At 69.9% G+C, this 22164-nt stretch carries 27 protein-coding genes; 16 read left to right on the forward strand and 11 right to left on the reverse strand.

The genetic code is table 11. The features are described from left to right. Nucleotides 1–34: 34 nt before the first annotated feature. Nucleotides 35–238, forward strand: a complete 204-nt coding sequence (locus tag ACZ4E1_RS38345; protein ID WP_467548331.1) for a DUF4287 domain-containing protein — start codon at nucleotides 35–37, stop codon at nucleotides 236–238. Between the two features lie 49 nt (nucleotides 239–287). Here the strand turns inward: ACZ4E1_RS38345 and ACZ4E1_RS38350 are convergent, their stop codons facing one another. Then, entirely contained in the window at nucleotides 288–641 is a 354-nt protein-coding gene (locus ACZ4E1_RS38350) for a hypothetical protein (RefSeq protein ID WP_467548333.1), read from the reverse strand. Between the two features lie 170 nt (nucleotides 642–811). Here ACZ4E1_RS38350 and ACZ4E1_RS38355 point away from each other — a divergent pair, with 170 nt between their 5' ends. After that, entirely contained in the window at nucleotides 812–1462 is a 651-nt protein-coding gene (locus ACZ4E1_RS38355; RefSeq protein ID WP_467548334.1) for a hypothetical protein, read from the forward strand. Nucleotides 1463–1511: 49 nt separating this feature from the next. On the opposite strand, the gene ACZ4E1_RS38360 is transcribed toward ACZ4E1_RS38355, so the two are convergent. Further along, nucleotides 1512–1790: a hypothetical protein gene (locus ACZ4E1_RS38360; RefSeq protein ID WP_467548336.1), complete on the reverse strand. Its 279-nt coding sequence runs from the start codon at nucleotides 1788–1790 to the stop codon at nucleotides 1512–1514. Between the two features lie 39 nt (nucleotides 1791–1829). Between ACZ4E1_RS38360 and ACZ4E1_RS38365 the strand changes: the two genes are divergently transcribed. Continuing rightward, nucleotides 1830–2003: a hypothetical protein gene (locus tag ACZ4E1_RS38365; RefSeq protein ID WP_467548338.1), complete on the forward strand. Its 174-nt coding sequence runs from the start codon at nucleotides 1830–1832 to the stop codon at nucleotides 2001–2003. Nucleotides 2004–2039: 36 nt separating this feature from the next. Here the strand turns inward: ACZ4E1_RS38365 and ACZ4E1_RS38370 are convergent, their stop codons facing one another. After that, entirely contained in the window at nucleotides 2040–2585 is a 546-nt protein-coding gene (locus ACZ4E1_RS38370) for a hypothetical protein (RefSeq protein ID WP_467548339.1), read from the reverse strand. Nucleotides 2586–3534: 949 nt separating this feature from the next. On the opposite strand from ACZ4E1_RS38370, the gene ACZ4E1_RS38375 reads away from it, so the two are divergent. From ACZ4E1_RS38375 to ACZ4E1_RS38410, 8 genes are all read left to right on the forward strand, one after another. Continuing rightward, nucleotides 3535–3960 carry a hypothetical protein gene (locus tag ACZ4E1_RS38375; protein WP_467548341.1) on the forward strand — a complete coding sequence of 142 codons (426 nt, stop codon included), beginning with the start codon at nucleotides 3535–3537 and terminating at the stop codon, nucleotides 3958–3960. Continuing rightward, complete coding sequence (locus ACZ4E1_RS38380) at nucleotides 3957–4622, forward strand: hypothetical protein (protein WP_467548343.1); 666 nt, start codon at nucleotides 3957–3959, stop codon at nucleotides 4620–4622. The genes ACZ4E1_RS38375 and ACZ4E1_RS38380 overlap by 4 nt, the downstream gene beginning before the upstream one ends. Next, on the forward strand, nucleotides 4622–6424 hold the full coding sequence (locus tag ACZ4E1_RS38385) for a putative T7SS-secreted protein (protein ID WP_467548345.1): 1803 nt from the start codon (nucleotides 4622–4624) through the stop codon (nucleotides 6422–6424). Before ACZ4E1_RS38380 ends, ACZ4E1_RS38385 begins: the two co-directional genes overlap by 1 nt. Then, nucleotides 6418–6714, forward strand: coding sequence for a YrhB domain-containing protein (locus ACZ4E1_RS38390; protein ID WP_467548347.1), 297 nt, complete (start codon nucleotides 6418–6420; stop codon nucleotides 6712–6714). The genes ACZ4E1_RS38385 and ACZ4E1_RS38390 overlap by 7 nt, the downstream gene beginning before the upstream one ends. Before the next feature lie 13 nt (nucleotides 6715–6727). Continuing rightward, nucleotides 6728–8020: a YrhB domain-containing protein gene (locus tag ACZ4E1_RS38395; protein ID WP_467548349.1), complete on the forward strand. Its 1293-nt coding sequence runs from the start codon at nucleotides 6728–6730 to the stop codon at nucleotides 8018–8020. Between the two features lie 120 nt (nucleotides 8021–8140). Further along, complete coding sequence (locus ACZ4E1_RS38400) at nucleotides 8141–9364, forward strand: glycosyltransferase family 2 protein (RefSeq protein ID WP_467548351.1); 1224 nt, start codon at nucleotides 8141–8143, stop codon at nucleotides 9362–9364. A gap of 33 nt (nucleotides 9365–9397) precedes the next feature. Further along, a complete protein-coding gene (locus ACZ4E1_RS38405; RefSeq protein ID WP_467548353.1) occupies nucleotides 9398–9604 on the forward strand; it encodes a hypothetical protein in 207 nt (68 codons plus the stop codon). Between the two features lie 384 nt (nucleotides 9605–9988). After that, complete coding sequence (locus tag ACZ4E1_RS38410) at nucleotides 9989–10954, forward strand: SGNH/GDSL hydrolase family protein (protein WP_467548354.1); 966 nt, start codon at nucleotides 9989–9991, stop codon at nucleotides 10952–10954. Nucleotides 10955–11107: 153 nt separating this feature from the next. On the opposite strand, the gene ACZ4E1_RS38415 is transcribed toward ACZ4E1_RS38410, so the two are convergent. From ACZ4E1_RS38415 to ACZ4E1_RS38425, 3 genes are all read right to left on the reverse strand, one after another. Then, entirely contained in the window at nucleotides 11108–11539 is a 432-nt protein-coding gene (locus ACZ4E1_RS38415) for a hypothetical protein (protein ID WP_467548356.1), read from the reverse strand. Nucleotides 11540–11673: 134 nt separating this feature from the next. Further along, entirely contained in the window at nucleotides 11674–12144 is a 471-nt protein-coding gene (locus ACZ4E1_RS38420) for a hypothetical protein (protein WP_467548358.1), read from the reverse strand. A gap of 302 nt (nucleotides 12145–12446) precedes the next feature. Next, on the reverse strand, nucleotides 12447–12668 hold the full coding sequence (locus tag ACZ4E1_RS38425; protein ID WP_467548359.1) for a hypothetical protein: 222 nt from the start codon (nucleotides 12666–12668) through the stop codon (nucleotides 12447–12449). Between the two features lie 231 nt (nucleotides 12669–12899). Between ACZ4E1_RS38425 and ACZ4E1_RS38430 the strand changes: the two genes are divergently transcribed. Then, entirely contained in the window at nucleotides 12900–13655 is a 756-nt protein-coding gene (locus ACZ4E1_RS38430) for an alpha/beta hydrolase family protein (protein WP_399130298.1), read from the forward strand. Nucleotides 13656–13797: 142 nt separating this feature from the next. Here the strand turns inward: ACZ4E1_RS38430 and ACZ4E1_RS38435 are convergent, their stop codons facing one another. After that, on the reverse strand, nucleotides 13798–14352 hold the full coding sequence (locus ACZ4E1_RS38435; protein ID WP_467548362.1) for a hypothetical protein: 555 nt from the start codon (nucleotides 14350–14352) through the stop codon (nucleotides 13798–13800). Between the two features lie 279 nt (nucleotides 14353–14631). Here ACZ4E1_RS38435 and ACZ4E1_RS38440 point away from each other — a divergent pair, with 279 nt between their 5' ends. Then, on the forward strand, nucleotides 14632–15642 hold the full coding sequence (locus tag ACZ4E1_RS38440) for a helix-turn-helix transcriptional regulator (protein WP_467548364.1): 1011 nt from the start codon (nucleotides 14632–14634) through the stop codon (nucleotides 15640–15642). Nucleotides 15643–15649: 7 nt separating this feature from the next. Here ACZ4E1_RS38440 and ACZ4E1_RS38445 read toward each other — a convergent pair whose 3' ends face one another. Beyond that, on the reverse strand, nucleotides 15650–17182 hold the full coding sequence (locus tag ACZ4E1_RS38445) for a class I tRNA ligase family protein (RefSeq protein WP_467548365.1): 1533 nt from the start codon (nucleotides 17180–17182) through the stop codon (nucleotides 15650–15652). A gap of 253 nt (nucleotides 17183–17435) precedes the next feature. On the opposite strand from ACZ4E1_RS38445, the gene arr reads away from it, so the two are divergent. Together arr and ACZ4E1_RS38455 are read left to right on the forward strand one after the other, a co-directional pair. Then, nucleotides 17436–17846 carry an NAD(+)--rifampin ADP-ribosyltransferase gene (gene arr / locus ACZ4E1_RS38450; protein WP_467548398.1) on the forward strand — a complete coding sequence of 137 codons (411 nt, stop codon included), beginning with the start codon at nucleotides 17436–17438 and terminating at the stop codon, nucleotides 17844–17846. Between the two features lie 46 nt (nucleotides 17847–17892). Then, entirely contained in the window at nucleotides 17893–20007 is a 2115-nt protein-coding gene (locus ACZ4E1_RS38455) for a HEAT repeat domain-containing protein (RefSeq protein WP_467548367.1), read from the forward strand. Nucleotide 20008: 1 nt separating this feature from the next. On the opposite strand, the gene ACZ4E1_RS38460 is transcribed toward ACZ4E1_RS38455, so the two are convergent. Both ACZ4E1_RS38460 and ACZ4E1_RS38465 read right to left on the reverse strand, forming a co-directional pair. Further along, nucleotides 20009–20386, reverse strand: a complete 378-nt coding sequence (locus tag ACZ4E1_RS38460) for a toxin Doc (protein ID WP_467548369.1) — start codon at nucleotides 20384–20386, stop codon at nucleotides 20009–20011. Between the two features lie 3 nt (nucleotides 20387–20389). Continuing rightward, complete coding sequence (locus ACZ4E1_RS38465) at nucleotides 20390–20641, reverse strand: hypothetical protein (RefSeq protein ID WP_467548371.1); 252 nt, start codon at nucleotides 20639–20641, stop codon at nucleotides 20390–20392. A 140-nt stretch (nucleotides 20642–20781) separates the two neighbouring features. Here ACZ4E1_RS38465 and ACZ4E1_RS38470 point away from each other — a divergent pair, with 140 nt between their 5' ends. Further along, nucleotides 20782–21375, forward strand: coding sequence for a VOC family protein (locus ACZ4E1_RS38470; protein WP_467548373.1), 594 nt, complete (start codon nucleotides 20782–20784; stop codon nucleotides 21373–21375). A gap of 40 nt (nucleotides 21376–21415) precedes the next feature. Here the strand turns inward: ACZ4E1_RS38470 and ACZ4E1_RS38475 are convergent, their stop codons facing one another. Continuing rightward, on the reverse strand, nucleotides 21416–22108 hold the full coding sequence (locus ACZ4E1_RS38475) for a DUF4232 domain-containing protein (RefSeq protein WP_467548375.1): 693 nt from the start codon (nucleotides 22106–22108) through the stop codon (nucleotides 21416–21418). Nucleotides 22109–22164: the final 56 nt, after the last annotated feature.

The raw sequence follows: 22164 nt of genomic DNA on the forward strand, positions 1-22164 counted from the left end.
CCGCATCACAACCACACCGACGGGAGACCACGACATGACCACACCGGCCAAGGGCCCTGCCAGCTACTTCCCCGCGATCGAGAAGAAGTACGGCCGCCCGGTGGAAGAGTGGCTGGACCTCGTCCACTCCTCGCCCCTCACCAAGCACATGGAACTCGTCGCCTGGCTCAAGAGCGAGCACGGCCACGGGCACGCCAACGCACTGGTCGCGCACACCCGGGCGAACGACAGCAAGTGACCCTGACCCGGGGCCGGGCGCCTGCGCCGAGCCGTCGCCACGGCGGACGTCAAACGAAGCCTGATTCGCCGGCAGGGAAGAACTGGGCGCCCTGCACGTACTCCATGGCCGCGGTGAACTCCCGGTCGCCCAGACGGAGTTCCACCTCCTGCGGGCTCACGTCCTCCACCCGGGTCTGGATCCAGTACAGGTTGCCCAGCGGATCCCGTACCCGCGAGGTACAGCGCCGGCGGAACACCGACGCTGCCGTCGCCCAGGCCGTGGAGGAGGGCGTCGAGGAGTCCGTGGAAGCGGTCCGGCCCGGCCTGGACAAGATCCCCGACCCGCCCGACCCGGCCGGGTCGGGCGCGCTCACCCCGGAGGAGGAGGAGGAGGAGGAGGAGGAGCGCCTCCGGCTCTGCATCGACGGCATCGACCTTCATGGCCTCCGCCGGGATGCCGCAGCTCCGTGCCCTCGCTCACCGCCAGGCCAGTGCACGAGCGCAACAGCGGCTCCAAGAGCTCGAGCACGCGCTCGCCCGGCCCGCGGTCGTCCGTCCTCGGCCCGCCGCCGGAATCCGTAGACTCCCGGCCATGGACGAGGGGAAGGCGGCAGTAGTTGCCGCGGTGGTGGGGTTCGGGGGTGCCGTAATTGGTGCTGTACTGGCGGCTGTGGTGGCCGGCTGGTTCGGCAAGCGGGGTGCGGACCGGGTCGCGGTCGCGACCGAGCGAACTGGCGAGCGTGCAGTTCAGGCCGCGATCGAGGGCGCCAAGAAGACTGGGCAAGAGTCTCTCCGGCACTTGGAGTTGCAGACTCGGCATGCTCAAGAGGACTGGCTGTTTCAACGTCGCGTTGACGCCCTCGTCGGTCTGATGAATGCCTTTGACAACTTTGTTGATCTCACCGCAGGGTACGCGAACGCCATCTCGGCCAACGCAGATCACGTCGATCGGCGTGAGGCCGTAACGCTGGCGAGCTCTGGCGTGGCTCAGGCGTACTACCGGGTGAAGGCCTTCGGCCCGGAGAGCCTTCGAGCCTCGGCACGAGGCGTCTTCAACGCGGCAACGGACTACCGCGACAGGCTGGACGGCTGGAGCGACTCCGTGTCGATGCGCAACCCCACCAGCGCTCGTAATGAGGAGAGGGCGATGGAAGCCTGTGAGCTGGCAGGGGAGGCTTACCGCCACTTCGTGGAAGCGATTGCTCCGTTCCTCAATTCGGCAGGGCCAGACCGGCGGCGTTGAGGGGGCGTCAGGGTACGAATCCTCTGAGGAGCCTCCTCCGCGCCCTTGCTCACCTCTCCTCGGCTGCGACCTTCGGGGCGTGCGTCGGGACCTTCTTGAACGGGTCCTTCTCGGCGTTCTTGGCCGGGCGGACGTACCGTTCCCGCGGGATGCGGGACCCCTTCTTCCAGCGGTCGGCCTCCTCAAGTTCCTCGTCCGTCGCCCCGCTGGTGCCGAGGTCGGTGGCGGCGCCGGCGCGCAGTCCCTGGGAGGACACCGGGCGGCCGTCGCCCTGCAGCCCGGCCTTCTTGAACCAGAACTCCGTCGACCGTGGAACCCTGCTCTGCACCCTCGCGACAGCAAGGGGTGGTTCATCGAGACCGGTGGTGTGGTTCGGCTGTGGGGCAGCAAGCTCGCCCGCGAGCTTCACCAGGGCACCCAAGTCAGCCTGTCGCTCACGGGCCCACTCAAGGCGGTGGCCGGTCCCGACGCGTCGTTGATCCTGGCCGTGCTGCGACAGTTCACGCACGTCGTCGAGGAGAAGGGGGCGGTCCCTGGGTGATCCGGCCGCTTGCACAATTGTGCAAGAACGATCTTGTTAGCCCTTGCACCCAGGCAGCTCGGTCAGCTTGGCCTGAGGGGATGCCACCAATCCGCCCTTCCGGTCTGGGCTGTTCTTCTGTACGCCTTCGGGCGGCGGAGTGGCCCCGTACAGCCGGCCGGATGAGTTGCGGACCCAGCTGAGCATGTCTGAGGTGATGAAGTGGATACCGCCGAACCGCCAGTCCTTGTCGGGTCCTGGGGCACGCCGTGAAGCAGCCTCTTCTGCGAGAGAACGAGGGAACTTGACCGCTGTACACGGAGGGACCACGCCGAACCAGATGTAGGTCACCCCATCGTCGCCTTCCCTTCGCTGCCGCTCGTTCTGGAAGTACATGCTCATCCAGACCGGGTCCCAGGTCCGATTGGCGATGGTCGACGTCTTCTCATCCCCCCACACGGTTACCCGGGATGCGGCCGCGCGTTCCTCTTTCTCACCGTCCTCCTGCGACTGCTTGAGTTGGTCGTCCGCGACCTGAGCGGCCTTGTACGTCCCCCAGGCGGTTATGGCGAGACTCGCCGCGGCGACGACTGCAGCCAGCACGGCTGTATGTCTGGCCCAGTCGGATCGCTGGTACCAGCGGCGTAAGCGCGCGAAGCGTCCGACTCCTCTCGCGCGTCGCGCAGGGGGCATGGGTGGCCGGGGCCCCACCTGGCGAACACGCAATCGGGGCTTGCGTTCCGGCATTTGACCTCACAGACGCCTCGAGTCGTACTCAACGACGCAAGGAGATACCACGAAGCCGCGACACGGGGGGAGTGGATCGAGGGACATAAGCGTCTCCGCCCGTCATCCTCCGCGCCATGAGATACGGAATCGCCGTGAAGGCCCTCCCCAAGGGCGGCAACCGTTCGGGGACGAGGAAGACGACGAGCAGCCCGAAGTCGCCGACGGCGAGCAGAAGCTTCAGGCGTTCGCCCCTCTGGAGCCGACGGCAGAAGGCACCGGCGGCGAGCCGACCGCCTCAGAGGACGCGCCGGTCGAGGAGGCGCCTTCGGGAGAAGCGCCGCCGACGAGAGGGCGCGGCCTTGCCTGCCGGACGTCACGTTGCTTGCAGCTTTGCAGTTCGGAGCAGCTTTTCCGGTCTGGCTCTGCCCGGTGTCATGGTCGGCCTCGTGCTGGTCGTTGCGGGAGGCGCGGGCCACGGTGCCGCCGATCTGCCCCTTTCCTCCGTATCGGAACTGCTCTGGACCGCTCCCGTCCGACGGATGCGCAACTCAATGGCTCGGGTATCTCCCTGGGTCAGCTCCCGACCCCTCGTTGCGATCGGCAACGCGGGGGTGTGAAGATGCTTGGCATGTCGGGAAGCGGGGGCACCAGTGAGACGCCTGAGGTCGAGCGTCGGTCCGTGTTTGCGGAGTACGCGGATATGGCCGGAGACACGGGGCCATCGTCCGCAGGCTCTGAGGGCACGAACGTTCCGATAGCTGCTGGGTCGCCCGGCGAGCAGGCTGCCGTAACTGTGCACCCATCCTCAGATGCGACCACGGACGTGTCGGGGCTCGACGACCCCGAGGTGCTGGCACGTCAGCGGGAGTTCGCCGAGCTGCTGGGCGAGTTCCGGCGGACGCCGGTGCTGGTCCCCCTGGGCGAGGCCCCTGGCGACGGGGGCGAGTTGGGCATGCTCACTGCCGACTTCAACGGCATCCGCTTCATCCTCGCCTTCTCCGACGAGCAGGCACTGGCCCGGTATGCGCAGGCCCGTGGTGAGTACAGGCGCGAGTGGACGTACCGCACCGTGCTCGGCGCCAAGCTCCTTGATGTGGCGGTGCCAGCGGCCGGGGTCCCGTGCGGGGTCGCGCTGGACTGCGCCGACGCACCGGACGGCGGGATGGTGTTCCCGCCGGTGATGGGGATCGTGCCGGACGAAGCCGCGGTCGACGCGGGCGTCGACATACGTGAAGGGGATGGGGCGTGACCAACGGGGGCGCAGCAGGCGGAAAAGACCTCAAGGCCGAGGGCCTGGACCTGATCACCCGGGGGCTGACCGAGGCACTTGCGGAGCTCAAGGAACTGGGCATGGTCGGTGAGGCGGGAGCCGGGCGCGGTTTCTCCGATGTGTCACTGTCCGGGCTCGAGTTGGGCGTGGAGAACGTCACCGAGACGTTCAAGTCCTTCTGCGAGCGCTGGGAATGGGGCGTGCGCTCCCTGATCAACGAGGGCAACGAGTTCGCCCAGGGCGTCGGCCTGTCCGCAGGCACGTACTACGAGACGGACAAGTACGTGGAGGGCGCTCTGAAGGTCGGTGCGAACTCGATGATCGGCAATCCATACGCCACTGAGGACGAGGTCACCCGCCAGGGCTGGGGCGATATCGCCACGTCCGGGGTGCTGGGCGGTCCGGACTACAGCAAGGAGTCCTGGGATCAGGCGAACGCCAATGTGAAGCAGGGCTGGAACGACGCCGGCCGCGACATCATGACCTCGCGCACCAGCCTCTACGGCCTGAATCCCGAGAATCTTCACGGCGCCGCCGGAATGTCGGACGCCGAGTACAACCAGTGGCTGGACGAGACCTTCGGCCCCTCTCCTGAGGCTCGAGCTCAAGCGGCCCAGCAGCAGGGCGGGGGTGAAGGCTGATGGGCGTCCTCGGCGACATCAAGGACGGCCTCAAGGACGGCGTCAACAGCGGCCTGGAAGCCGGCGGTCATCTGCTCGACGAGGGCAAGAAGAAGCTCGGCGAGGGCGTCGACTACGTCAGCGACAAGGCAGGCGACTACCTGGACAAGGCCGGTCTCGACAAGGCCGGTGACGTCGTCCACAGCGTGGGCGACCACATCGCCGCAGGCCTCGGCGCCACGCCCACCGAGCAGGGACTGGGGCACACCGCCGACCCCACCCAGCTCATCCACGGCAACCCCGGTCACATCCGCGAGTCCGCCAAGCACCTCAAGGACTTCTACACAGCCTTCGACCATGTCGGGCAGGGCATGAAGAAGGTGCACTCCTCGGGCTGGACCGGCGAGGCCGCCGATGCCTTCCACCGCAAGTTCGAAGTGCACCCCACCAAGTGGCTGCAGGCCGCCGACGCCTGCCAGGACGCCTCCAAAGCCCTCGACGCCTACGCGGATGTGATCAAGTGGGCGCAGGACAAGGCGCAGGACGCCATCGACAAGTACGAGAAGGCTCAGCACGCCAGCAAGACAGCCATCAATGCGTACAACAAGAAGATCGACGCCTACAACGCCAAGGTCAACGCGAACGAGGATCCGGGGCCAGAGCCGGATCCATTCCATGATCCAGGCCATGCCGGACGCAAGGACGCCGAGAACATCCTGGCCGACGCCCGCCGCTCCCGGAACGAGGCCGCCGACACGGCGAACGCCGCGATCAAGGCGGCCCTCGCGCACGCTCCTGCCGAGCCTCCTCCCCTGTCCCAGATCAAGAGCAACGTCGGTGACGTCTTCACAGCCGCCGACATCGAACGAACGCATCTCCTCGGCGGCGTAGTCAAGGGAACCGCCGGCCTGGTCAACTTCGCCCGCGGTCTCAACCCCACCGACCCCTACAACCTGACGCACCCGGCCGAGTACTACCAGAACGTCAACACGACGCTGGCCGGTCTCGTCTCGACGGGCACCCACCCCGAACGCATTGTCACTGCCGCAGTGGAGGGCTTCAAGAAGGACCCAACCGAGTTCGTGGGCCGGCTCCTCCCCGAGCTCGTCGGCACCAAGGGCGCGGGATTGGCGCGTGGCGGCATGCGGATGGCGATGGAAGAAGGCACCGGGGTCGCCGCAACCACGGCGCGGAGGGGGCTGAACGTCGGGGAGGAGGTCGGCGGCTCCCCGAAGCTGCCGGACTCGTGGAAGATCGAGCCCCCGGCCCCGCCGAAGGACTGGAGCGACCTCGCCCAGAGCACCGATCACGTGCAAGCAAAGGCCATTCACTACGACTCGGTGAACCCCCAGAAGGCACAGGAGTTCCTCGATTCAGAGTATCCGTGGCTCAAGGACGTGAACAATACCGATCAGCCCGGATATACCATGAACTGCAGCCACAACACGGTCACCGTCGACCGGAGGCTGGACGGCATCGAGGTCAGCGCCTCACCTAGGGAAGCCGGTGACCATATTCCACCGGAGCAACTCGGCCTGACTAACAGGGCCAAGGGCCATTACGACCCGGTCAAAAGTTACGATGACCTCATTCACGATCTACAGTCCCGCGGCGAAGGCTCACGTAGCGTGGTGTACATCAGTCGTCCAGGAGAAGGGGGTGCCCACGTGTTCAACGCCGTGAACACTCGGCACGGCGTCGTCTTCCTGGACGGTCAGAGCGGGACCCTCGGCAAGTTGGAGCAGAACGTCTCCAGCATCATGCACATTCCCTACCGAGACGGATTGCACGTTCCCTACGATAATGCGAGTCCAAAATGGTGACTAAAGACGAGGCCGTAACAGCCGCAGAGAATTACCTGAAGAACGTCGTTTATCCGGACCGAGCCAGCTCGGTGGTGATGCTGCCAGACACGGCAAAAAACTTCCCGTACGCGTGGACTGTGACATTCGATTTCCAGGAGCACATCGACACGGGTGAATTCACCCAGGCCCCCTTCACTTCGCTGATCGTCGTACCTCACGACGGCTCACCGGCTCACTTCGCACCGACGTACCCGCCGCCGGCGGAGTACCTGGCCCTCCAGGCGGCCGGCAACTGGCCCCGCAAGTAAGGCTCATCCGTAGATGCCCACTCCCGACCAGACCGCGGCCGCATGGCTCCAGCAGCTCTATCGCGGCCTGGTGGAGCTCGCCGCACCGCACCCCGTGCACGAGAGCCCCACCGCCTGGCTGTTTCCCTGCCGTATCGTGCCTCAGCCCGGCTTCCCGCAGACGCCCATGCTCGCGGCCTCTGTCGTAGTGCCCAAGGACGGCAGCTCCCCGTTCCACCCGTCACCGAGCGCGCCCTTCTCGGACCTTGCGCCCGCGGCGTCGCGCGAAGAGGCCCTTGCCCGTGTCCAGAACCAGCCGCGCAGGATCAACGCCCGCGGCTGTCTCGTCACCCTGCACACCATGATCGACCGTGCTCCGTCGACGCCCCTCCCCTGGCAGCCGTCGGACGAGGCACCCGGGTGGTGGGCCCGGCTGCACCAGCGCTACTTCCCCGACTTCCAGCCGGTTCCAGTGAGTAACTGGGACGACGTGGTCAAGGCCGTGACCGAGACGGGACCCGATACACGCGGCGTGGTCTGGGTACGCCGCGAGGCCGGTGGGCACGAGGTCACAGGCAACCTGCTCTACGCACACAACAACAAGGGGCAGGTCGTCTTCCTCGACCCCCTCACCACCTCCCTGGCTCACCTCGACACGGCCAACGTGCGCGAACTGGTTCTCGTACGCGCCCTGCCGCAGTCCGCGCGTGCGCCCTGGGAAGGAGTCGCGAGCAATTTCGAGGCGGCGCGCGTCAAGGCGCAGCAGTGGCTGAACGCTGCGTACGGCGGCGAGGTGGAGCTGGTCGAGCCCGGGCCCGGCGACGAGACGACCCGCGGATGGGTGTTCTCCTGCGACTCCCGACGCCATCTACGTGAGGGCCGCTGGCAGGACACTCTTCTCGACGCGACCGTCGTCGTCCCGAAGGACGAGTCCGCCCCGTTCCATGTCCCGAACTCCGCACCGTGGGCCTGGCTTTCGCACTGGGACCAGGGCGGCACACCGGGCACCGGCACGTTCCCCATGCCACCGCAGCCCGGCCGGGCATACTGGTTCGAGCCGACACTCGCCGAGCTCGGGCCGGTCCTGTCGGCATCGGACCATCAGGTGTGGCAGACGGCCGTGGACGAGGTCTCAGCCTTCCCTGCGGGCTCACGCTCGCTGATCTGGGTACGCCGCACGGACGGACGAGGGCGGGAAGCGGTCGGCTGGCTCGTGACCGCGCTCACCACGGAAACAGGGGTCCTCCTCTTCGACGGCTCCTCCGACGAACCGGTCTCCATGGACGAGACAGGCGTCCGGGCCCTGCACGTGATCCGATACCGCTGACCCTTCGGAGCCTCCACCGCCTCCACCCGGCGAGACACGCTCCGCCGCGTCCTGCCGCGATCTGGCCGATCGCTACACTCCTCTTGATCATTTGTGTGTTCGGGGGAACAGGTGGACGCGGTGGAGACGGTCCGCGCGAGTGTGGGCGTGGCCGAGGAGCTGGCGGGTCGTGAGGCCGAGGCTCAGGATCGGTTCTTGACGGAGCATTCGTCCGTGGTGGCCGATGCCATGGCGGACGGGTTCACTCGTCGGTATCCGGACCTGGCGGCGAAGTCCGGGTTTGTGCGGTGGCAGGTTGTGGCCTTGGTGGTCGCTGTCATCGTGGTCGCGGCTGTGGTGGTGTTCGCGCCGCTGGTCGCTCTCGCGGGGCTGACCGCAGTGGTGACGGCTTACAGCCTGTTGCAGGCGGTCGTCGCGGGTGCCGGTCTGTTGCACCGCAGGCCCGGGGCGGCTGTGTCGGATCCGCCGGTCCCGGATGCGGAACTGCCGTTTTACACCGTGCTGGTGCCCGCTTATCGGGAGGCCGAAGTGATCGGTGGTCTGGTCCGGCATCTGGCCGCGCTGGACTATCCGCCGGAGCGGTTGGAGGTGCTGGTTTTGGTGGAACGGCACGATCCCGAGACTCGGGCGGCTGTCCTCGCGGTGGATCCGCCGCCGTTCGTGCGGGTCGTCCAGCTGCCGCCCGGCCCACCGCAGACCAAGCCCCGCTCGGTGAATCTCGGTCTCATGCTGGCTCGCGGTGAGCTGCTGGTGATCTTCGATGCCGAGGACCGGCCCGATCTCACTCAACTGCGGCGCGTGGCCGCACGGTTCGCCGCCCGCGACGGGCGCACGGCCTGCGTCCAGGCCCAGCTGCTGTTCCGTAACGCCGCCGGGAACTGGCTGACCAGGCAGTTCGACATGGAGTACGCCTTGCGCTTCGGGCTCGCTCTGCCCGGCCTTGAGCGCCTGCGGCTGCCGATTCCGCTCGGCGGTACCAGCAACCACTTCCGCACCGACACCCTGCGCGCGGTGGGCGGCTGGGACGCCTGGAACGTCGCCGAGGACGCCGACCTCGGCATGCGCTGCGCCACGATGGGTTACCGCACGGAGACCATCGAGTCGGTCACCTGGGAGGAGGCTCTCGACACGGTCGGCCCGTACGTGCGTCAGCGCACCCGTTGGTACAAGGGTTTTCTGATCACGGCCATGGTCCACACGCGCCGCCCCGGCCGGACCCTGCGCCGGTTCGGCCTGTCCGGGGGGCTCGTGCTGCTCGGCATCGTCGCCGCGGCTCCGGTGACCGCCCTGCTCCAACCCGTGTTGAGCGCCCTCACCGTGCTCGCTCTCACCTGCCCGGCCTGATCCTCGACCGGTGCCGGGCTGGTGGTGCCGTCGGTGGTGGCCCAGGGCGCGTCGATCGTGGTGTGGATCGCCATCACCTTTGCCGCCGCGCGGCGGGCGGGGCTGGCGGCGCCCTGGCACGCGGTGTTCAGTCCACTCGTCACGGTGTTGTGGTCGGTCGCCGCGTGGCGGGCCGCCCATCAGGTGGCGTTCTCGCCGTTCAGCTGGGAGAAGACCCCTCACCGGCCGGTCACCGACTGAGGGTTCCGCGCTTTCGTACGGGGCCGCTGCCTGTTCAGGTTGGTAGGCCAGTACGGGATGACGAGCGGTGCGTCCACGGTCGGGAGCGGTGGCGGCCGGGAGCGGTGGCGGCTGGGCCCTCTGATGATCAAGAACAGGACAGCTCCCGGCCGTTGCGGGCCGGCCGGGTTCTCTCGTAAACGATCAAGGATGGTGTCCACATGGGACGCGGTGGCGCCCAAGCGGTCAGGGGCTGAGGCGAACGGCTGACAGGCGGGAAGATCCGGTCACCGGCGGGGGTGTCTCGCGAACGGCCTGTTGTGACCCTTCGTGGTGATCATGGTGAATACGGTCACTCCTTGTTGATGTTCGACGTGGCGGCAACGCCTTCCGTCTGGAGAACCCGTGACACGCTTCCGTACCGCTTTCGCCCTGCTCAGCTCGGCCGCGGTCCTCGCCGCCGGCGCCGTCGTCCCCGCCCAGATCGCCGGCGCCCCGTCCGCCGCCGCGGCCGACTACCAGTGGGTCGCGCTGGGCGACTCCTTCACCGCCGGCGTCATCCCGGCCGCCGGTGACGTCTTCGAGGTCCCCCGCGACGGCTGCGAACGCACCGACCGGTCCTACCCGCAGGCCATCGACCGCGACCTCGGCTCGCTGTTCGACCTGACCAACGTCAGCTGCGGCGCCGCCACCGTCGAGGACGTCACCGAGACGGCGCAGGAGCCGATCGGCCGCCACTTCCCGCCCTTCATCGAGGACCCCGACTACCCCTTCCCCGCCGTCCCGCCCCAGTCCGCCGCTGTCGGCCCCGGCACCGACGTGATCACCGTCGGCGTGGGCGGCAACACCCTTGGCTTCGGCGACATCCTCAAGAAGTGCCCCGAGCTGGGGCAGGAGGCCGGCGGTGCCGGCACCCCGTGCAAGGACGCCCTGGCCGCCTCCATCCCCGCCAAGCTCAACCGGGTCGGCCAGGACTACGACCGGATGCTCACCGTCCTCCACGAGCGCGCCCCGCACGCCAAGATCCTCACCGTCGGCTACCCCACCATCATCCCCGCCGACGCCTCCAAGTGCCGCTTCGGCGACCCCACCCAGCTCGGCTCGATCACCGCCGGCGACCTGGAGTGGCTGCGCAAGGACGTCCTCGAACCCCTCAACAAGGCCATCGAGAAGTCCACCGGCACCCAGGAATCCGCCACCTTCGTCGACCTCTACGACTCCTCGAAGAGCCACAGCGTCTGCGATGACGGCAAGTGGGTCGAAGGCTTCATCACCGCCCCCGACCAGCTCTCCTTCGTCCACCCCAACGCCCTCGGCCACCGCAACGCCGCCGACCACGTCGAAGCCGCGATGCTGAACACCCTCGGCTGACCACATCGCCCAGGAAACGCCGACCGTCCTGCGGCGAACGGCCCCCGGCACCGGCCGGGGGCCGCTCCACGTTCCACGTTCTACGTAGAACCATGAGACACCCGGCTCGAGGTACTCGGCGTCCTGTCATCGGACGGGGCAGCCAGCTTCTCCTCACTCCAGCCGGTCCAGCCGTTGCGGTGCGAGGTAGGCCCTCAGCATGACCGGCTCCTGGAAGGCGCCGAGGACCACGTCCACGCCGTCGGTGAGGAAACGTTTCTTGTCGGGGATGCGCTGAGCTGGTTCAGCCTCGGCGCGCACCTGGTGGCCGTCCCGGGCCCGGCCCATGCTCTGCATGGCCTCGGTGAAGGGACGGAGCAGGTCGAGGGTGATCAGCTCGGCCGCGCCACCCGCGCCCTCGGTCACCGCGGTCTCCGTCCTGACAATTCCGGTGAGACGTTGCTCGAACTCCCCTTTGAGGCGTTCGAGCGTGTCGAGCAAGCCGGAAAGTGTGGCGCCCTGCGGGCTCGCCTCCGACCCCGGCCGGCCGGCGGCACAGGGTGGCTGGCGTTCGGCGTCGGTATCGAAAATCAAATGGTCATCCATGTGCACGACCACTCAACGAGCCCGACCGCGTCACGGAACGCCACACCCGGATAACTCACCCGACGCGAGCTGCTGTTCGGGCTCGGATGTCACCTCGCGCGCCCTGTGCCCCGCCTGCGGCGCCCTGGCCTCTCCTAGAGACCCGCGGGGCCCGCGACGACGCTGTACGCCCAGAGGGCGACGACAGCGCTCACGGCGAGCAGCACGACCCATGAGGCCAATCCCATGCGCCGCCCCTTCGGCGCACGGCCGGACTTGCTGCGCTGTCGGGCTGCCTGGTTCCCGCGGCCGGGCGGCGGCGAGGCGGGGGCGGCGTCGATGGCGGTCTCGGCCAGCAGGCGGCGGCAGATCGCGGCGAGCTCGCTGGTCCCGGCCGTGAGGTCGGCGACGGCCTCCAGGCGGGCCGGGGCGGTGGTGCCGCCGTCGAGGATCCGGCCGGCGCGGATCAGTGCCTGGTCCGCTCTGCCGGTCGGCGACATGCTGATCCAGCGACCCACGTGCTCCCCCCGGATCACCACACCGCCGCCGCGTTCGCGGTAGACGGTGTGGTCCTTCCACAGAACGCCTGCCAATTCGTCGGCGGTCTCTCTCAGTTGCGCCTGCATGACCCTCCCCTGTCATGTCCCTGCCTTCGGAACAGACGCCAGACTTTAGCTTCCCTCAAAGCAGCCCTTGATCGCGCCCTGCCGGTCGGCTCGCTGCGCGTCCCGGGGGGGGCGGACGATCGCCGGCGAGGGTGGGCTGACGGTCTGTCGGTGCTGTTGTGCGGGGAGGAAGGGAGGGCGGCGGCGTTCTCGTCCACGAGACGGGCGGCGCGTTCGTCCACCCCGGTCGGAAGCCCGACCAGGGGGCGTCTTTCCTGCCCGGCATCGTGACCCAAGCGTTGTACAGGGGGCGCGTCGGGGCCCTACAAAGTGGTCATCTTGGAGTACGGGCTCAGGATCCGCCGCTGCTCCGCACCGAAGTCCACGACCGCCGCGACACCCTCCTCGGTGGCCACCACCCGGCCGAGTCCGTACACGTCATGCGTGACCTGGTCGCCTACGGCGAAGTGCTTGGGAGCCGGTGCGACCGGGGCTTTGAAGGGGCTGGTGGGCAGGTGACGCTTGGGTGCCGAGGACTTAGTCATGGCTCAGTATGCGCCCACCTGGAGCCGCCTCCCGCCGCCGCGGACGGCCGCGGAAGCAAACAGGCAGGTCACGCCACGTTCCGCGAGCGGGCGACGGCTGCCGATCTGTCGAGCCCGGCCGCCCGTGCATGGGATGCTGCTCGTCGGCTCGCGGCGGCGCCGGCCGGCGTCTCCTCGTGCCCGTCCCCTGATCAGTTTCTGCCTAGGTGAGCACCACGTATGAGAGAAAAAGTGAGATTCCCCAGTGTCGTCGGCCCCGAGCTGGCCGGGGTGATCGATCTGCCGGAGGGCGAGGTCCGGGGGTGGGGACTGTTCGCGCACGGGTTCACTCTCGGCAAGGACTCGCCGGCCGCCTCACGTGTGTGCAAGCAGCTGGCCCGCGAAGGCATCGGCATGCTGCGCTTCGACAACCTCGGCATCGGCGACTCCGACGGTGACTGGGGCGACGGGTCCTTCACCGTCAAGGTGCAGGACACGGTGCGTGCCGCGGCCTTCATGGCCGAGCGCGGGACGCCCGTCGATCTGCTCGTGGGCCACTCGTGGGGTGGCGCGGCTGCCATCGCGGCCGCCGGAGAGGTGCCCGGGCTGCGCGCGCTGGCGACGATCGCCGCACCCGTCGACCCCAGCCACGTGGAGCGGCAGTACGACTCGGTCCTGGACCGTGTGCTCAGCGACGGCTCGCACGGGTGGTTCGTCGGCGGGCGGACCCTCGTCCTCAAGCGTGCCTTCGTCGAGGACGTCCGCAAGGCGCACCTGCGCGACCGGATCGGCGAGCTGAACCTCCCGTTCCTCGTGGCGCACTCCCCCACCGACTCCACCGTCGGCATCGACAACGCCGCCGAGATCTTCCAGGAGGCCCGGCACCCGCGCAGCTTCATCTCCCTCGAGGGCGCCGATCACCTGCTGACCGCGCGGGGGCAGGCGCAGCGTGCCGCGCACATCATCAGTGCCTGGGCCGACCAGTACCTCGACGAGGCCCGGCCCTGAGCGACGGCTGAGGTCCGGGGCAGGCAGGTTCGACCGCTCGCCGAGCCTGCCGGTCCGCTAGGCGTTACCTTGAAGTGAAGGGCTCGGTGCCGCATCCCCCGTCGGCGCCGGGCCCTTCACTCGTGCCGCGGTGGGGCTGCGGTCACCTGCCGGTGACCGGCACCTTGTCCGCCGTGGCGCTCGGTGGCCGCCCCACGCTTCGGGCCCCGATCGCGGCCATCAGGAGCAGCGCCCCGCTGATGCCCGGGACCAGTACCGCGAAGCTGATCGGCTGGGCTGATGTCGAGGCGCCGACGAGGTCGTCGGGGTCGCGCACGATCTCGTAGCGGTCGCCGGGGCGGGTGTCGCGGCCGCAGTGCTCGCTGTCGCGGAGCCAGAGGGTGCGGCCCTGGGTCGTTTCGGCCTTGCACTGGTGGTCGACGCCGCCGGTCCGTGGTTCGTCCTCTTGTCTCACCTCGGTGACCGTGGCCCGTACGTGCTCTCCTCGCCATTCGAGGACGGCACTGCGGAAGCCGTTGGGGACCGTGAGGAGCAGCAGGAGCCAGAGCAGGCCGAACCCCAGCATGCGTTTCTCCGAGGGCAGGCCGAGGGCCAGCAGGACCGTCAGGGATGCCAGAACGAGGGCTGCGTAGCCGACCATGGCGGCTTGGGGCGCGTTGTGCAGGAGGGCGGCGAGGACGCCGGCGGCCGTGACCATGCCGCCTCCGGCCAGTGCGAGGAGGGCCCCGGTCAGCCGTGGGCGGCGCGGGGTCAAGGTGTTCCGCCGGGTCATCGCCCTGTTCAGGCGTCGCCCCCATGCCGTCGCCTGCCGCTTCCTTCTCGGCTCCGCCACTCCCGCCGCCTCTCCCCCTCGCTCGCACACCCTTCAACTCGCATACCCGAAGGGGGTGTTCACCACGCTTGATCATCCCGTCACCGCTCCCATACCCCCGCTGGGTAGGGTCGTGCTCGCGATCACTGAGGACGAGGGGGCACGGTGACCACGGAGTTCGACGCTGTCGACGGTGAGGCGACGAGGGCGCTCTACCGCGAACTGCGGGGGCGGGAGCGGGGCCCGGAGGGTTTCCGGGAGGCGGCCGAGGCGGCGGGGCTGGCGGACCCGGAGGCGAAGGCGCATCGGGAGGAACTGGTGCGGCTGGGGCTGATCGACGGCGCGGACGAGGAAGCGGTCGTCCTGGTGCGGCCCGAGGTGGCGCTGCGGCGGCTGCTCGCCAGGGAGCGGCAGGCCATGCTGGACCGGGAGCGGGAGGCGGCATCGGCGCACTCCGCCATGGGCGAGCTCGTGGAGCGGTATTTCCGGGACGGGGAGTCCTGCGGGACGGGGTCGCCGGTCGAGATCGAGGTGATCACCGACCGGCCGGGCATCGACCAGATTCTGTTGGAGATCGCCGAGTCAGGGCAGAGCGACGAGGCGTCCATGCACCCAGTGGCGTTCCAGCAGAAGCATCTGGACGAGTCCTTGGAGCGGGACAGGATCTCGCTGGATCGAGGAGTCCGGCGGCGGAGTCTCTACAGTCGTCGGCTGCTCGGACTGCCGTATCTCGTCGAGCACTTCGACGACCAGGTCAGGATCGGGGTCGAGGTGCGTACCGCGCCGGCGGTCCCGCTCACCATGATGATCATGGACGCGCAGCTCGCTCTGCTTCCGCTCGATCCGGACCGGCCCGGCGACGGCCTGATCGTGGCGCGCGGGCCCGCCCTGGTCCGCTCGTACGCGGCGCTGTTCGAGTTCTGCTGGATGACGGCCACCCCGTACACCGGTGCGGTCGCCGCACCGGATGCGCACGGAGCGGACGCCCTCACCGAGCAGCAGATCCTCGCGCTGCGGATGCTGGCCGGCGGGGCGAAGGACGAGCGGATCGCGCGGGCGCTCGGGGTGTCGCTGCGGACCGTGAGCCGGTTGTTGTCGGAGCTGATGCAGCAGTTGGGGGCGTCGAGCCGGTTCGAGGCGGGCGTGCGGGCCGCCCGCCTCGGACTGCTCGACTGAGTACGGCTCAGAGCCCGAACAGCGGGCCCGTCGGGGGTTCCAGGCGGGTGCCCGGGGGCGGCGGGCACAGTGCCGCGGCGTCGATCGGTCGCGGTACCGGCAGGCCGAGTGCCGTCGCCAGCCGGGCCGCGCCGTGCGGCATCACCGGCCACGCCCACGCCGACAGGGCGCCGGCCACCGCGAGGTGAGCGGTGAGCGCGGGTGCGTCCCAGGTGTTGGCGCGGCCGAACTCCACGACGTTGTCGACGACTTCGTCGAGCAGTGTCACCGCCTGCCCGGCCGCGAAGTGCTCCGGGCCCAGGGCCGCGCGCAGTTCGGGTGCGATGCGCCGCAGCCGCTGTGCGAGCTCCGCCCACCCGACGCCGCCCGGCGTCGCGTCGGGGACCAGACCACCGTGTTCGTCGCGCGCTGCCGCGAACACGCTCCCCAGCCAGCCGTTCCACCGGCCGACGAGGTGCCGGCGCCCTTGCGCCAGCTCCCGCTGCCGGTGCTCCACGGGTGCGCCGTCGGGCCGTCGGAACAGGACGTGGCGGCGCAGGGCGTCCGAGCCGACCGCCGTCAGCGCGTCCAGCGCCCACAGCGGCGCGGCCGTGACGTACGGGTCGTTGATGTGGAAGCGCGCGGGCTGCGGAAGGCCGGCGATGCGCAGGAGCGCCGGTACGAGGGCCAGGTGGACGGCGGTGTCGTGGCGGCGCAGGAAGTGGACGGCCTCGTACGGGCCGTCCTCGGCAACTGTCTCGGCGGCCACCAGGTGGGCGAGTGCCGCCGCGAACTGCGGGTCCACGCGCTGTTCGGCGAAGCCTTGCACCGGAACGGCCGGGCCGCGGCTGCCGGGGGAGGTCGCGGGCAGGGCGTGCGTCCACGGCGCCCGGAGCACCTCGTGGTGGGGCTCCAGGGGGAAGAACAGGCGGCGCAGCTCGCGGGGGCGAGCGGGGCCGCCACACCGTGCGCAGTGCGGATCGGCCAGTTCCTCGGGGTCGTTGGGGCGCAGGCACGCCTCGCAGGGGCCGGCCCCGCCCGGCGCGCCGCAGGCCGGGCACTCCCCGACGACGAGCCGTCCTGCGCTCCACCGTGCGCAGGACGCGCAGTACGGGTGCCGTCCCTCCCGGGCGGTGAGCAGTCCGGCCGCGTGCAGCCGCCGGAACCAGGCCGCCACCCTGGCCCGGTGGCCCGCGTCGTGGCCGACGCGCACCACGCCGTCGAGGGTGATCTGCGCGTGCGCCCAGTCGGCGACGATGGTCTCGCCGAAGGACTCCGCGACTTCGGCGGGTTCGCGGCCGGACCGCAGGGCCCGTGCGAGGACGCCCGGGTGGTATTCGTCGATGGCGGACGTGAACACCACGGGTTCCCCGTCGGCGCGCATCCGCCGGGCCAGCGCGTCGGCCGCGACGTACGGGCCGGCGAGCTCGCCGATGTCCAGCTCGCCGTCCGCGGCGGCCGCGGCGGCGACCACCCATGTCGTGGGCGTCGGGGTGAGGGAGAGGCAGGGGCGGGGGCGGGTGGGCCCCACGGCGGGGGCGGCGGTGACAACCGCGGTCACGACACGACTCCTTGCTACGCGGACAACCGGTGGGTGTCTCCCCCGGACGGGCCCTCCGGAGGAGACGGAGGAACGCTCCGCCTGTCCCCCACCCTGCGTCGGGCGCGGGCCTGAACGCGAGTGATCACGGTTGCGTGCCCGCGCCATGGCGTGGATGCGCCATGCCTCGCACACCGCCGTCACGGCTTTGGAGCTGGAGGGTGCCGCTTCCCTCTCCGGGGCCTCGGCCGTCCGGCGGCGGTACGCTGCGCCGGTGAGCGAAGTGTTGGACGAGGGGCCGTTCTTCCACGGTACGAAGGCCGATCTGCGGGTAGGGGACCAGCTCACGGCTGGTTTCCGTTCCAATTACCGGCCGGAAGTCGTGATGAATCACATCTACTTCACCGCGCTGCGGGACGGCGCCGGGCTGGCTGCCGAGCTCGCCGCGGGCGACGGGGATCCGCGGGTGTATCTCGTGGAGCCGACCGGGGAGTTCGAGAACGACCCGAACGTCACCGACAAGAAGTTCCCCGGCAATCCCACCCGCTCCTACCGCAGCCGGGAGCCGCTCCGGATCGTCGGCGAGGTCACCGACTGGACCCGGCTGACGCCCGAAGCGCTTCAGATGTGGCGGGACCGGCTGGCGGCTATCCGGGTGGACGCCCGCGCGGAGATCATCAACTGAGGGGTGCCACACCTGGTTGTCAGTGCCGTTCGGCATAGTGCCGTGCATGATCAACGATCTGGACGGCGTCGACTGGGCGTCGATGAGCCACGCGTACGGACCCGCCGTCGAGGTGCCCGACTGGCTGCGGGCGATGGTTTCCCCCGATCCCGAGGTCCGGGCGAAGGCGTTCAGCGACTTCTCCAGCGCCGCCCACCACCAGGGGGACGTGTACGACTGCACGACGCGCAGCCTGCCGTTCCTGCTGGAGATGGCCGAGGATCCCGCCACACCGGATCGCGGCGCCGTCCTGGAGCTGGTCCTCAGCATCGGCCGGGAGGCCTGCGACCAGGAGGGTGCGGAGTGGGTGGTCGTCAACCCCGACGGAGAGGAAGTGGCGTCGACGGCGGGGCGCGACGCCGTCACGCTCCTGCGCGAGCACATCGACACCCTCGCCCCCTGCGCCTTCGACCCTGACCCGCGTGTCCGGCGGGCCGGTGTCGAAGCGGTCGGCCTGTTCATGGACGATGCCGACCGGGCGGTGCGGCTCCTGCGGGAGCGGTTGTCCGCCGAGACCGGAAGCGTCGAGCGGCTGCTCGTCATCCGTACGGCGGCCGACCTGGCCCTGCGACTGCCGGCCGCGCACTCCGGCGTCATCGCGTGGCTCGGCGGTCTGGCCCAGGCGAGTGCGACCGAGCCGGACATCCGTCTCGCCGCGCTCGTGCACCGGGCCCGGTGCGCCCCCGCGGACCTGGATGCGGCGGTCGGCACGGCTGCACGGCTGCTGGGCCGGATCGCCGGCGACGCCGTGGAGTCGGGGCGTGCGGCCCCCGCAGTGTGCGCGTGTGCCACCGAAGGCACGGCCGAGGCGGCGGACGGGGAGGCGGACGGGGTCCCGCCGCAGATCGCCGCGGCGTTCGCCGACATGGAACGGCACAACCGGCTGCACGCGCCCACCACCACGCTGCTGCGCACCTTCCACCAGGTCCTCGACGAACGCCTGGCCGCGCGCACGGAGTTGCTCACCGCGCAGCTCACCAGCGCACATCCCGCCATCCGCCACGACGCGATCCGTATGGCCCGGGACCTGATCACGGCCCGGCGCGGCGATCACAGCTCGCTCGTCCTGCTGCTGGCCGGGTGTCTGCTGCCCGATGACTGCTACACCTCCGCTGCCGCGGGCGAGAGTCTGGGGGCTCTGGCCGTCGTCGCGGAGCCGGCCCGCGAAGCGCTGGCCGCGTACGTCGCAGCCCTGGAGACCGCCCACGGCCCCGACGTGTGGGCCACGCCCAAGCCGCTGCTGCGCCGCGCCTATCAGGAGGCTGTCATGGCGCTGGCACGTCTGGGCGACGTGCGGGCCCTTCCGGCCCTGCTGGTGGGTCTGGACAGCGGCATCGACACCTGGCGTGCCGTGCAGGTGGCCGGTCAACTCCGTTCGGCAGTAAGCGAGTTGACGCCACGACTGTCACGGATTCTGGCCGAGGCCGATCTCTCCGACCAGGGGGCCGACATGAGCGTCAGGGCCCTGATATCGGCCCTGTCCCACCTGGGCGATCCGCGCGCCGTGCCCGTCCTCGTAGACACGGTCACCACCGCCGTCGAGCACGGTCAGGGGCGCACCGCCGCCAGTGCTCTCAAGGCCCTCGCCTCCTTCGGGCCCCAGGCCGCTGCCGCTCTGCCCGTGATCCGGCCGCTCGCCGACGCGGCCGACGTGAAGGTCCGTGCCGCCGCCACCGCCGCCGTGTGGGACCTCGAGGGCGATCCCGCCCACGCCGTGCCCCGGCTTCAGGCCCTGCTGGACACTCCGTGCCGGCACGAGGCGGCCGATGTCCTGGGGCGGATCGGACCAGCTGCGTACGCCGCGCTGCCGCAACTGCGGGAGATGACGACGGCCTCGTACGAATGGACGCGGGTGCACGGCGCCGCCGCGCTGTGGGACATCGCGGGCGACGCCGAAGTCGACCTCGTCCTGCGGACGTTGCTCACGGCGTGGGAGGTCAATGAGGCGACCTCGAACCATGTCCTGGACTGCCTCGACCGGATGGGTCCGGCCGCCGCGCCGGCCCTGCCCCGCATCGAGGCCGAGCTCGCGCTGAGCCGCCGCAGCGGTCGCTTCGCCGGGCTCTCCAACGACGAGGACCTCCAGCGCGTCTGCCGGACGGTGCTGGCCCGCCTCGCCTGAATTACAGGCGCCAGGTGCGGATGCGGTCGGCGGCCGTGAAGACGTCGGTCTTGCCGGTGAGGATCTCGGCGGCCAGGTCGACGAGTTCGCCGTAGGGGGCGTCGACGCCTTCGCCGCTCGCGTGCATGTAGGCGATCGTCACCGCGCAGGCGAAACGGACGTTGTGCGCGGGCAGCGGCTTGAGGAGCAGGAAGGTGTGGAGCAGGGCGGCCGCGCGCCAGGAGGCGTCGGAGTCGGTGCCGGCGCGGGGCGGGTCGACGCGGTGGCGGGCGACGGCGGCCATGAGGGCGGAGAAGTCGCTGACGGTGGGGTGCTCGGGCATGGCGGTCTCCTGCTGTTGCAGGAGCCACCGCATGTCGACGTGAAGGACGGGCGGCATGGGTCAGGCGGCCCGCCCTGTCGTGCGGGTGGCGGGTCCGTCGTCGAGCCCCGCGGCCTTGATGGCGTCGGCGAGGGCCGGGTCGTGGAAGGTGCGGGCGAACATTTCGGCGCCTTCCTTCAGGGCCCGGTGGCGGGCGATCTGGTCGGCGGTCGAGGCGCGTACGAGGGCTTTGAGGGTGACCCCTTGTTCGCGTGCCAGTTCGCGGAGCTCGTCGAGCTCTTCTTCGCTGAATTCCACATTCAAGGCGGGCATGGCTTCAGGGTAGCGGTCGGGTACCTGGTCTTCAATCGTTGCAGGTCAGAGCCTGTTGTGTGAGGTACCTGGGGACAGCGGGGGCGGCAGCGGTCATGATCGGGGGACGGGGACCGGTTCGACGGGTGGGGGTAAGCGGGATGCTGACCGGGATTGTGATCGACGCTGTTGATGTCGTGGGGATGGAGCGTTTCTGGCGGGGTGCGACGCAGGGGCGGACGGACGGTCTGCGGCTGCGTTGCGTGCCGACGGGGCAGCCGAAGGGGGCGTACAAGAACCGGCTCCACCTCGACCTGGCCGGTGGGCCGGACTGGAAGGGCGAGGTGGAGCGGCTGCTCGCGCTGGGAGCGTCGCGGGTCGACATCGGTCAGGGGGATGTCCCGTGGGACGTGCTGGCCGATCCGGAGGGCAACGAGTTCTGTGTGCTGCGGCCCGGCCATCCCGGTGTGCTCGCGGATTCCGGTCTCGTCGCGATCTGCCTCGACGTCACCGAGGAGGAGCGGGAGGCGCAGTCTGCTTTCTGGCAGGCGCAGGCCGGGTGGCAGTCGGTCGAGTCGCACGCGTGGGGTGTCCGGTTGCGCCGGACGCCCACGAGCACGGTCTCGTTGGTGATGGGGCCGCCTGCCGCGCCGAAGGTCGTGCGGAACCGGGTGCGGCTGGAGGTCAGCCGTCTCGATGGGGAGCCGGGTGAGTTCGTGGATGCCGGTGGGAACGAGTTCCAGGTGGCGCGCTGACGCCTGCCCTGGTCGGTCGTGGCGGGGCCCCGGTGCGTTCCTACTCGGTCGTGTGCGTGGGGTACACCTCGACGTCGGTGTAGGCGCCCTTGATGTCACCGGCGTTCGCGGGCCAGTTCAGGGTGACCGTATGGGTCTCGTTCGGGGGTGTGACGAGGATGTTGGTGGGGGACGCGAGGCTGTTGCCGGAGTTGTCGATGGTGTAGGCGAGGTTGAAGACGGCGGCGTCGCCGGGCTTCAGGACGGTGATGCGGGGCTCGGCCTTGCCGCGGGCGACGGGGCTGGTGGTGTGGTCGGCGTCCTTGATGTCGACGCCGGCGAAGCCGGTGGCGGAGCAGGTCGTCGCACCGCGGTTGACCATGGTGATGTCGATGCGGCCCTCGGTCTGGTCGGGGGCGGCGTCCGCGGCGTCGATGGCCAGGTCCGCGGTCTTGCAGAACGGGGTCTTGCGGGTGCCGGTGCCGGAGTTCGCCGTGCCGTTCCCGGTGCCGGAGGACGACGTGTCGTCGCCGGAGTCCGTCTTTCCGTTGCTCGCCTGTGCGCCGCCGGTGGAGGCCGTGTCGTTGGCGGGCTTGGCGTCGTCGTTCGTCGAGGAGTTGGAGGAGTGTCCGGAGGAGGACGAGCCCTTCCGGGAGGAGGAGCCGGTGCCGGATCCGTCGCTGTTGCAGGCGGTGAGCGAGAGGGTGGCGGCGACGGTGATGGCGGCGAGTGCGGTGACGCGGGTGTGCTTCACGGTGTTCCCCCGGTGGATGGTGCTGTGCTGCTTGCGGTCGGAAGTATTTGTATCTC

The organism is Streptomyces sp. NPDC025806 (genome assembly GCF_055558275.1).

Bases quoted from the DNA above. Each gene is read 5' to 3' on its own strand.
- ACZ4E1_RS38345 (WP_467548331.1), top strand. From the start codon at position 35: ATGACCACACCGGCCAAGGGCCCTGCCAGCTACTTCCCCGCGATCGAG.
- ACZ4E1_RS38350 (WP_467548333.1), bottom strand. From the start codon at position 641: ATGCAGAGCCGGAGGCGCTCCTCCTCCTCCTCCTCCTCCTCCTCCGGG.
- ACZ4E1_RS38355 (WP_467548334.1), top strand. From the start codon at position 812: ATGGACGAGGGGAAGGCGGCAGTAGTTGCCGCGGTGGTGGGGTTCGGG.
- ACZ4E1_RS38385 (WP_467548345.1), top strand. From the start codon at position 4,622: ATGGGCGTCCTCGGCGACATCAAGGACGGCCTCAAGGACGGCGTCAAC.
- ACZ4E1_RS38390 (WP_467548347.1), top strand. From the start codon at position 6,418: ATGGTGACTAAAGACGAGGCCGTAACAGCCGCAGAGAATTACCTGAAG.
- ACZ4E1_RS38395 (WP_467548349.1), top strand. From the start codon at position 6,728: ATGCCCACTCCCGACCAGACCGCGGCCGCATGGCTCCAGCAGCTCTAT.
- ACZ4E1_RS38415 (WP_467548356.1), bottom strand. From the start codon at position 11,539: ATGGATGACCATTTGATTTTCGATACCGACGCCGAACGCCAGCCACCC.
- ACZ4E1_RS38420 (WP_467548358.1), bottom strand. From the start codon at position 12,144: ATGCAGGCGCAACTGAGAGAGACCGCCGACGAATTGGCAGGCGTTCTG.
- ACZ4E1_RS38425 (WP_467548359.1), bottom strand. From the start codon at position 12,668: ATGACTAAGTCCTCGGCACCCAAGCGTCACCTGCCCACCAGCCCCTTC.
- ACZ4E1_RS38435 (WP_467548362.1), bottom strand. From the start codon at position 14,352: ATGGTCACGGCCGCCGGCGTCCTCGCCGCCCTCCTGCACAACGCGCCC.
- ACZ4E1_RS38455 (WP_467548367.1), top strand. From the start codon at position 17,893: ATGATCAACGATCTGGACGGCGTCGACTGGGCGTCGATGAGCCACGCG.
- ACZ4E1_RS38460 (WP_467548369.1), bottom strand. From the start codon at position 20,386: ATGCCGCCCGTCCTTCACGTCGACATGCGGTGGCTCCTGCAACAGCAG.
- ACZ4E1_RS38465 (WP_467548371.1), bottom strand. From the start codon at position 20,641: ATGCCCGCCTTGAATGTGGAATTCAGCGAAGAAGAGCTCGACGAGCTC.
- ACZ4E1_RS38470 (WP_467548373.1), top strand. From the start codon at position 20,782: ATGCTGACCGGGATTGTGATCGACGCTGTTGATGTCGTGGGGATGGAG.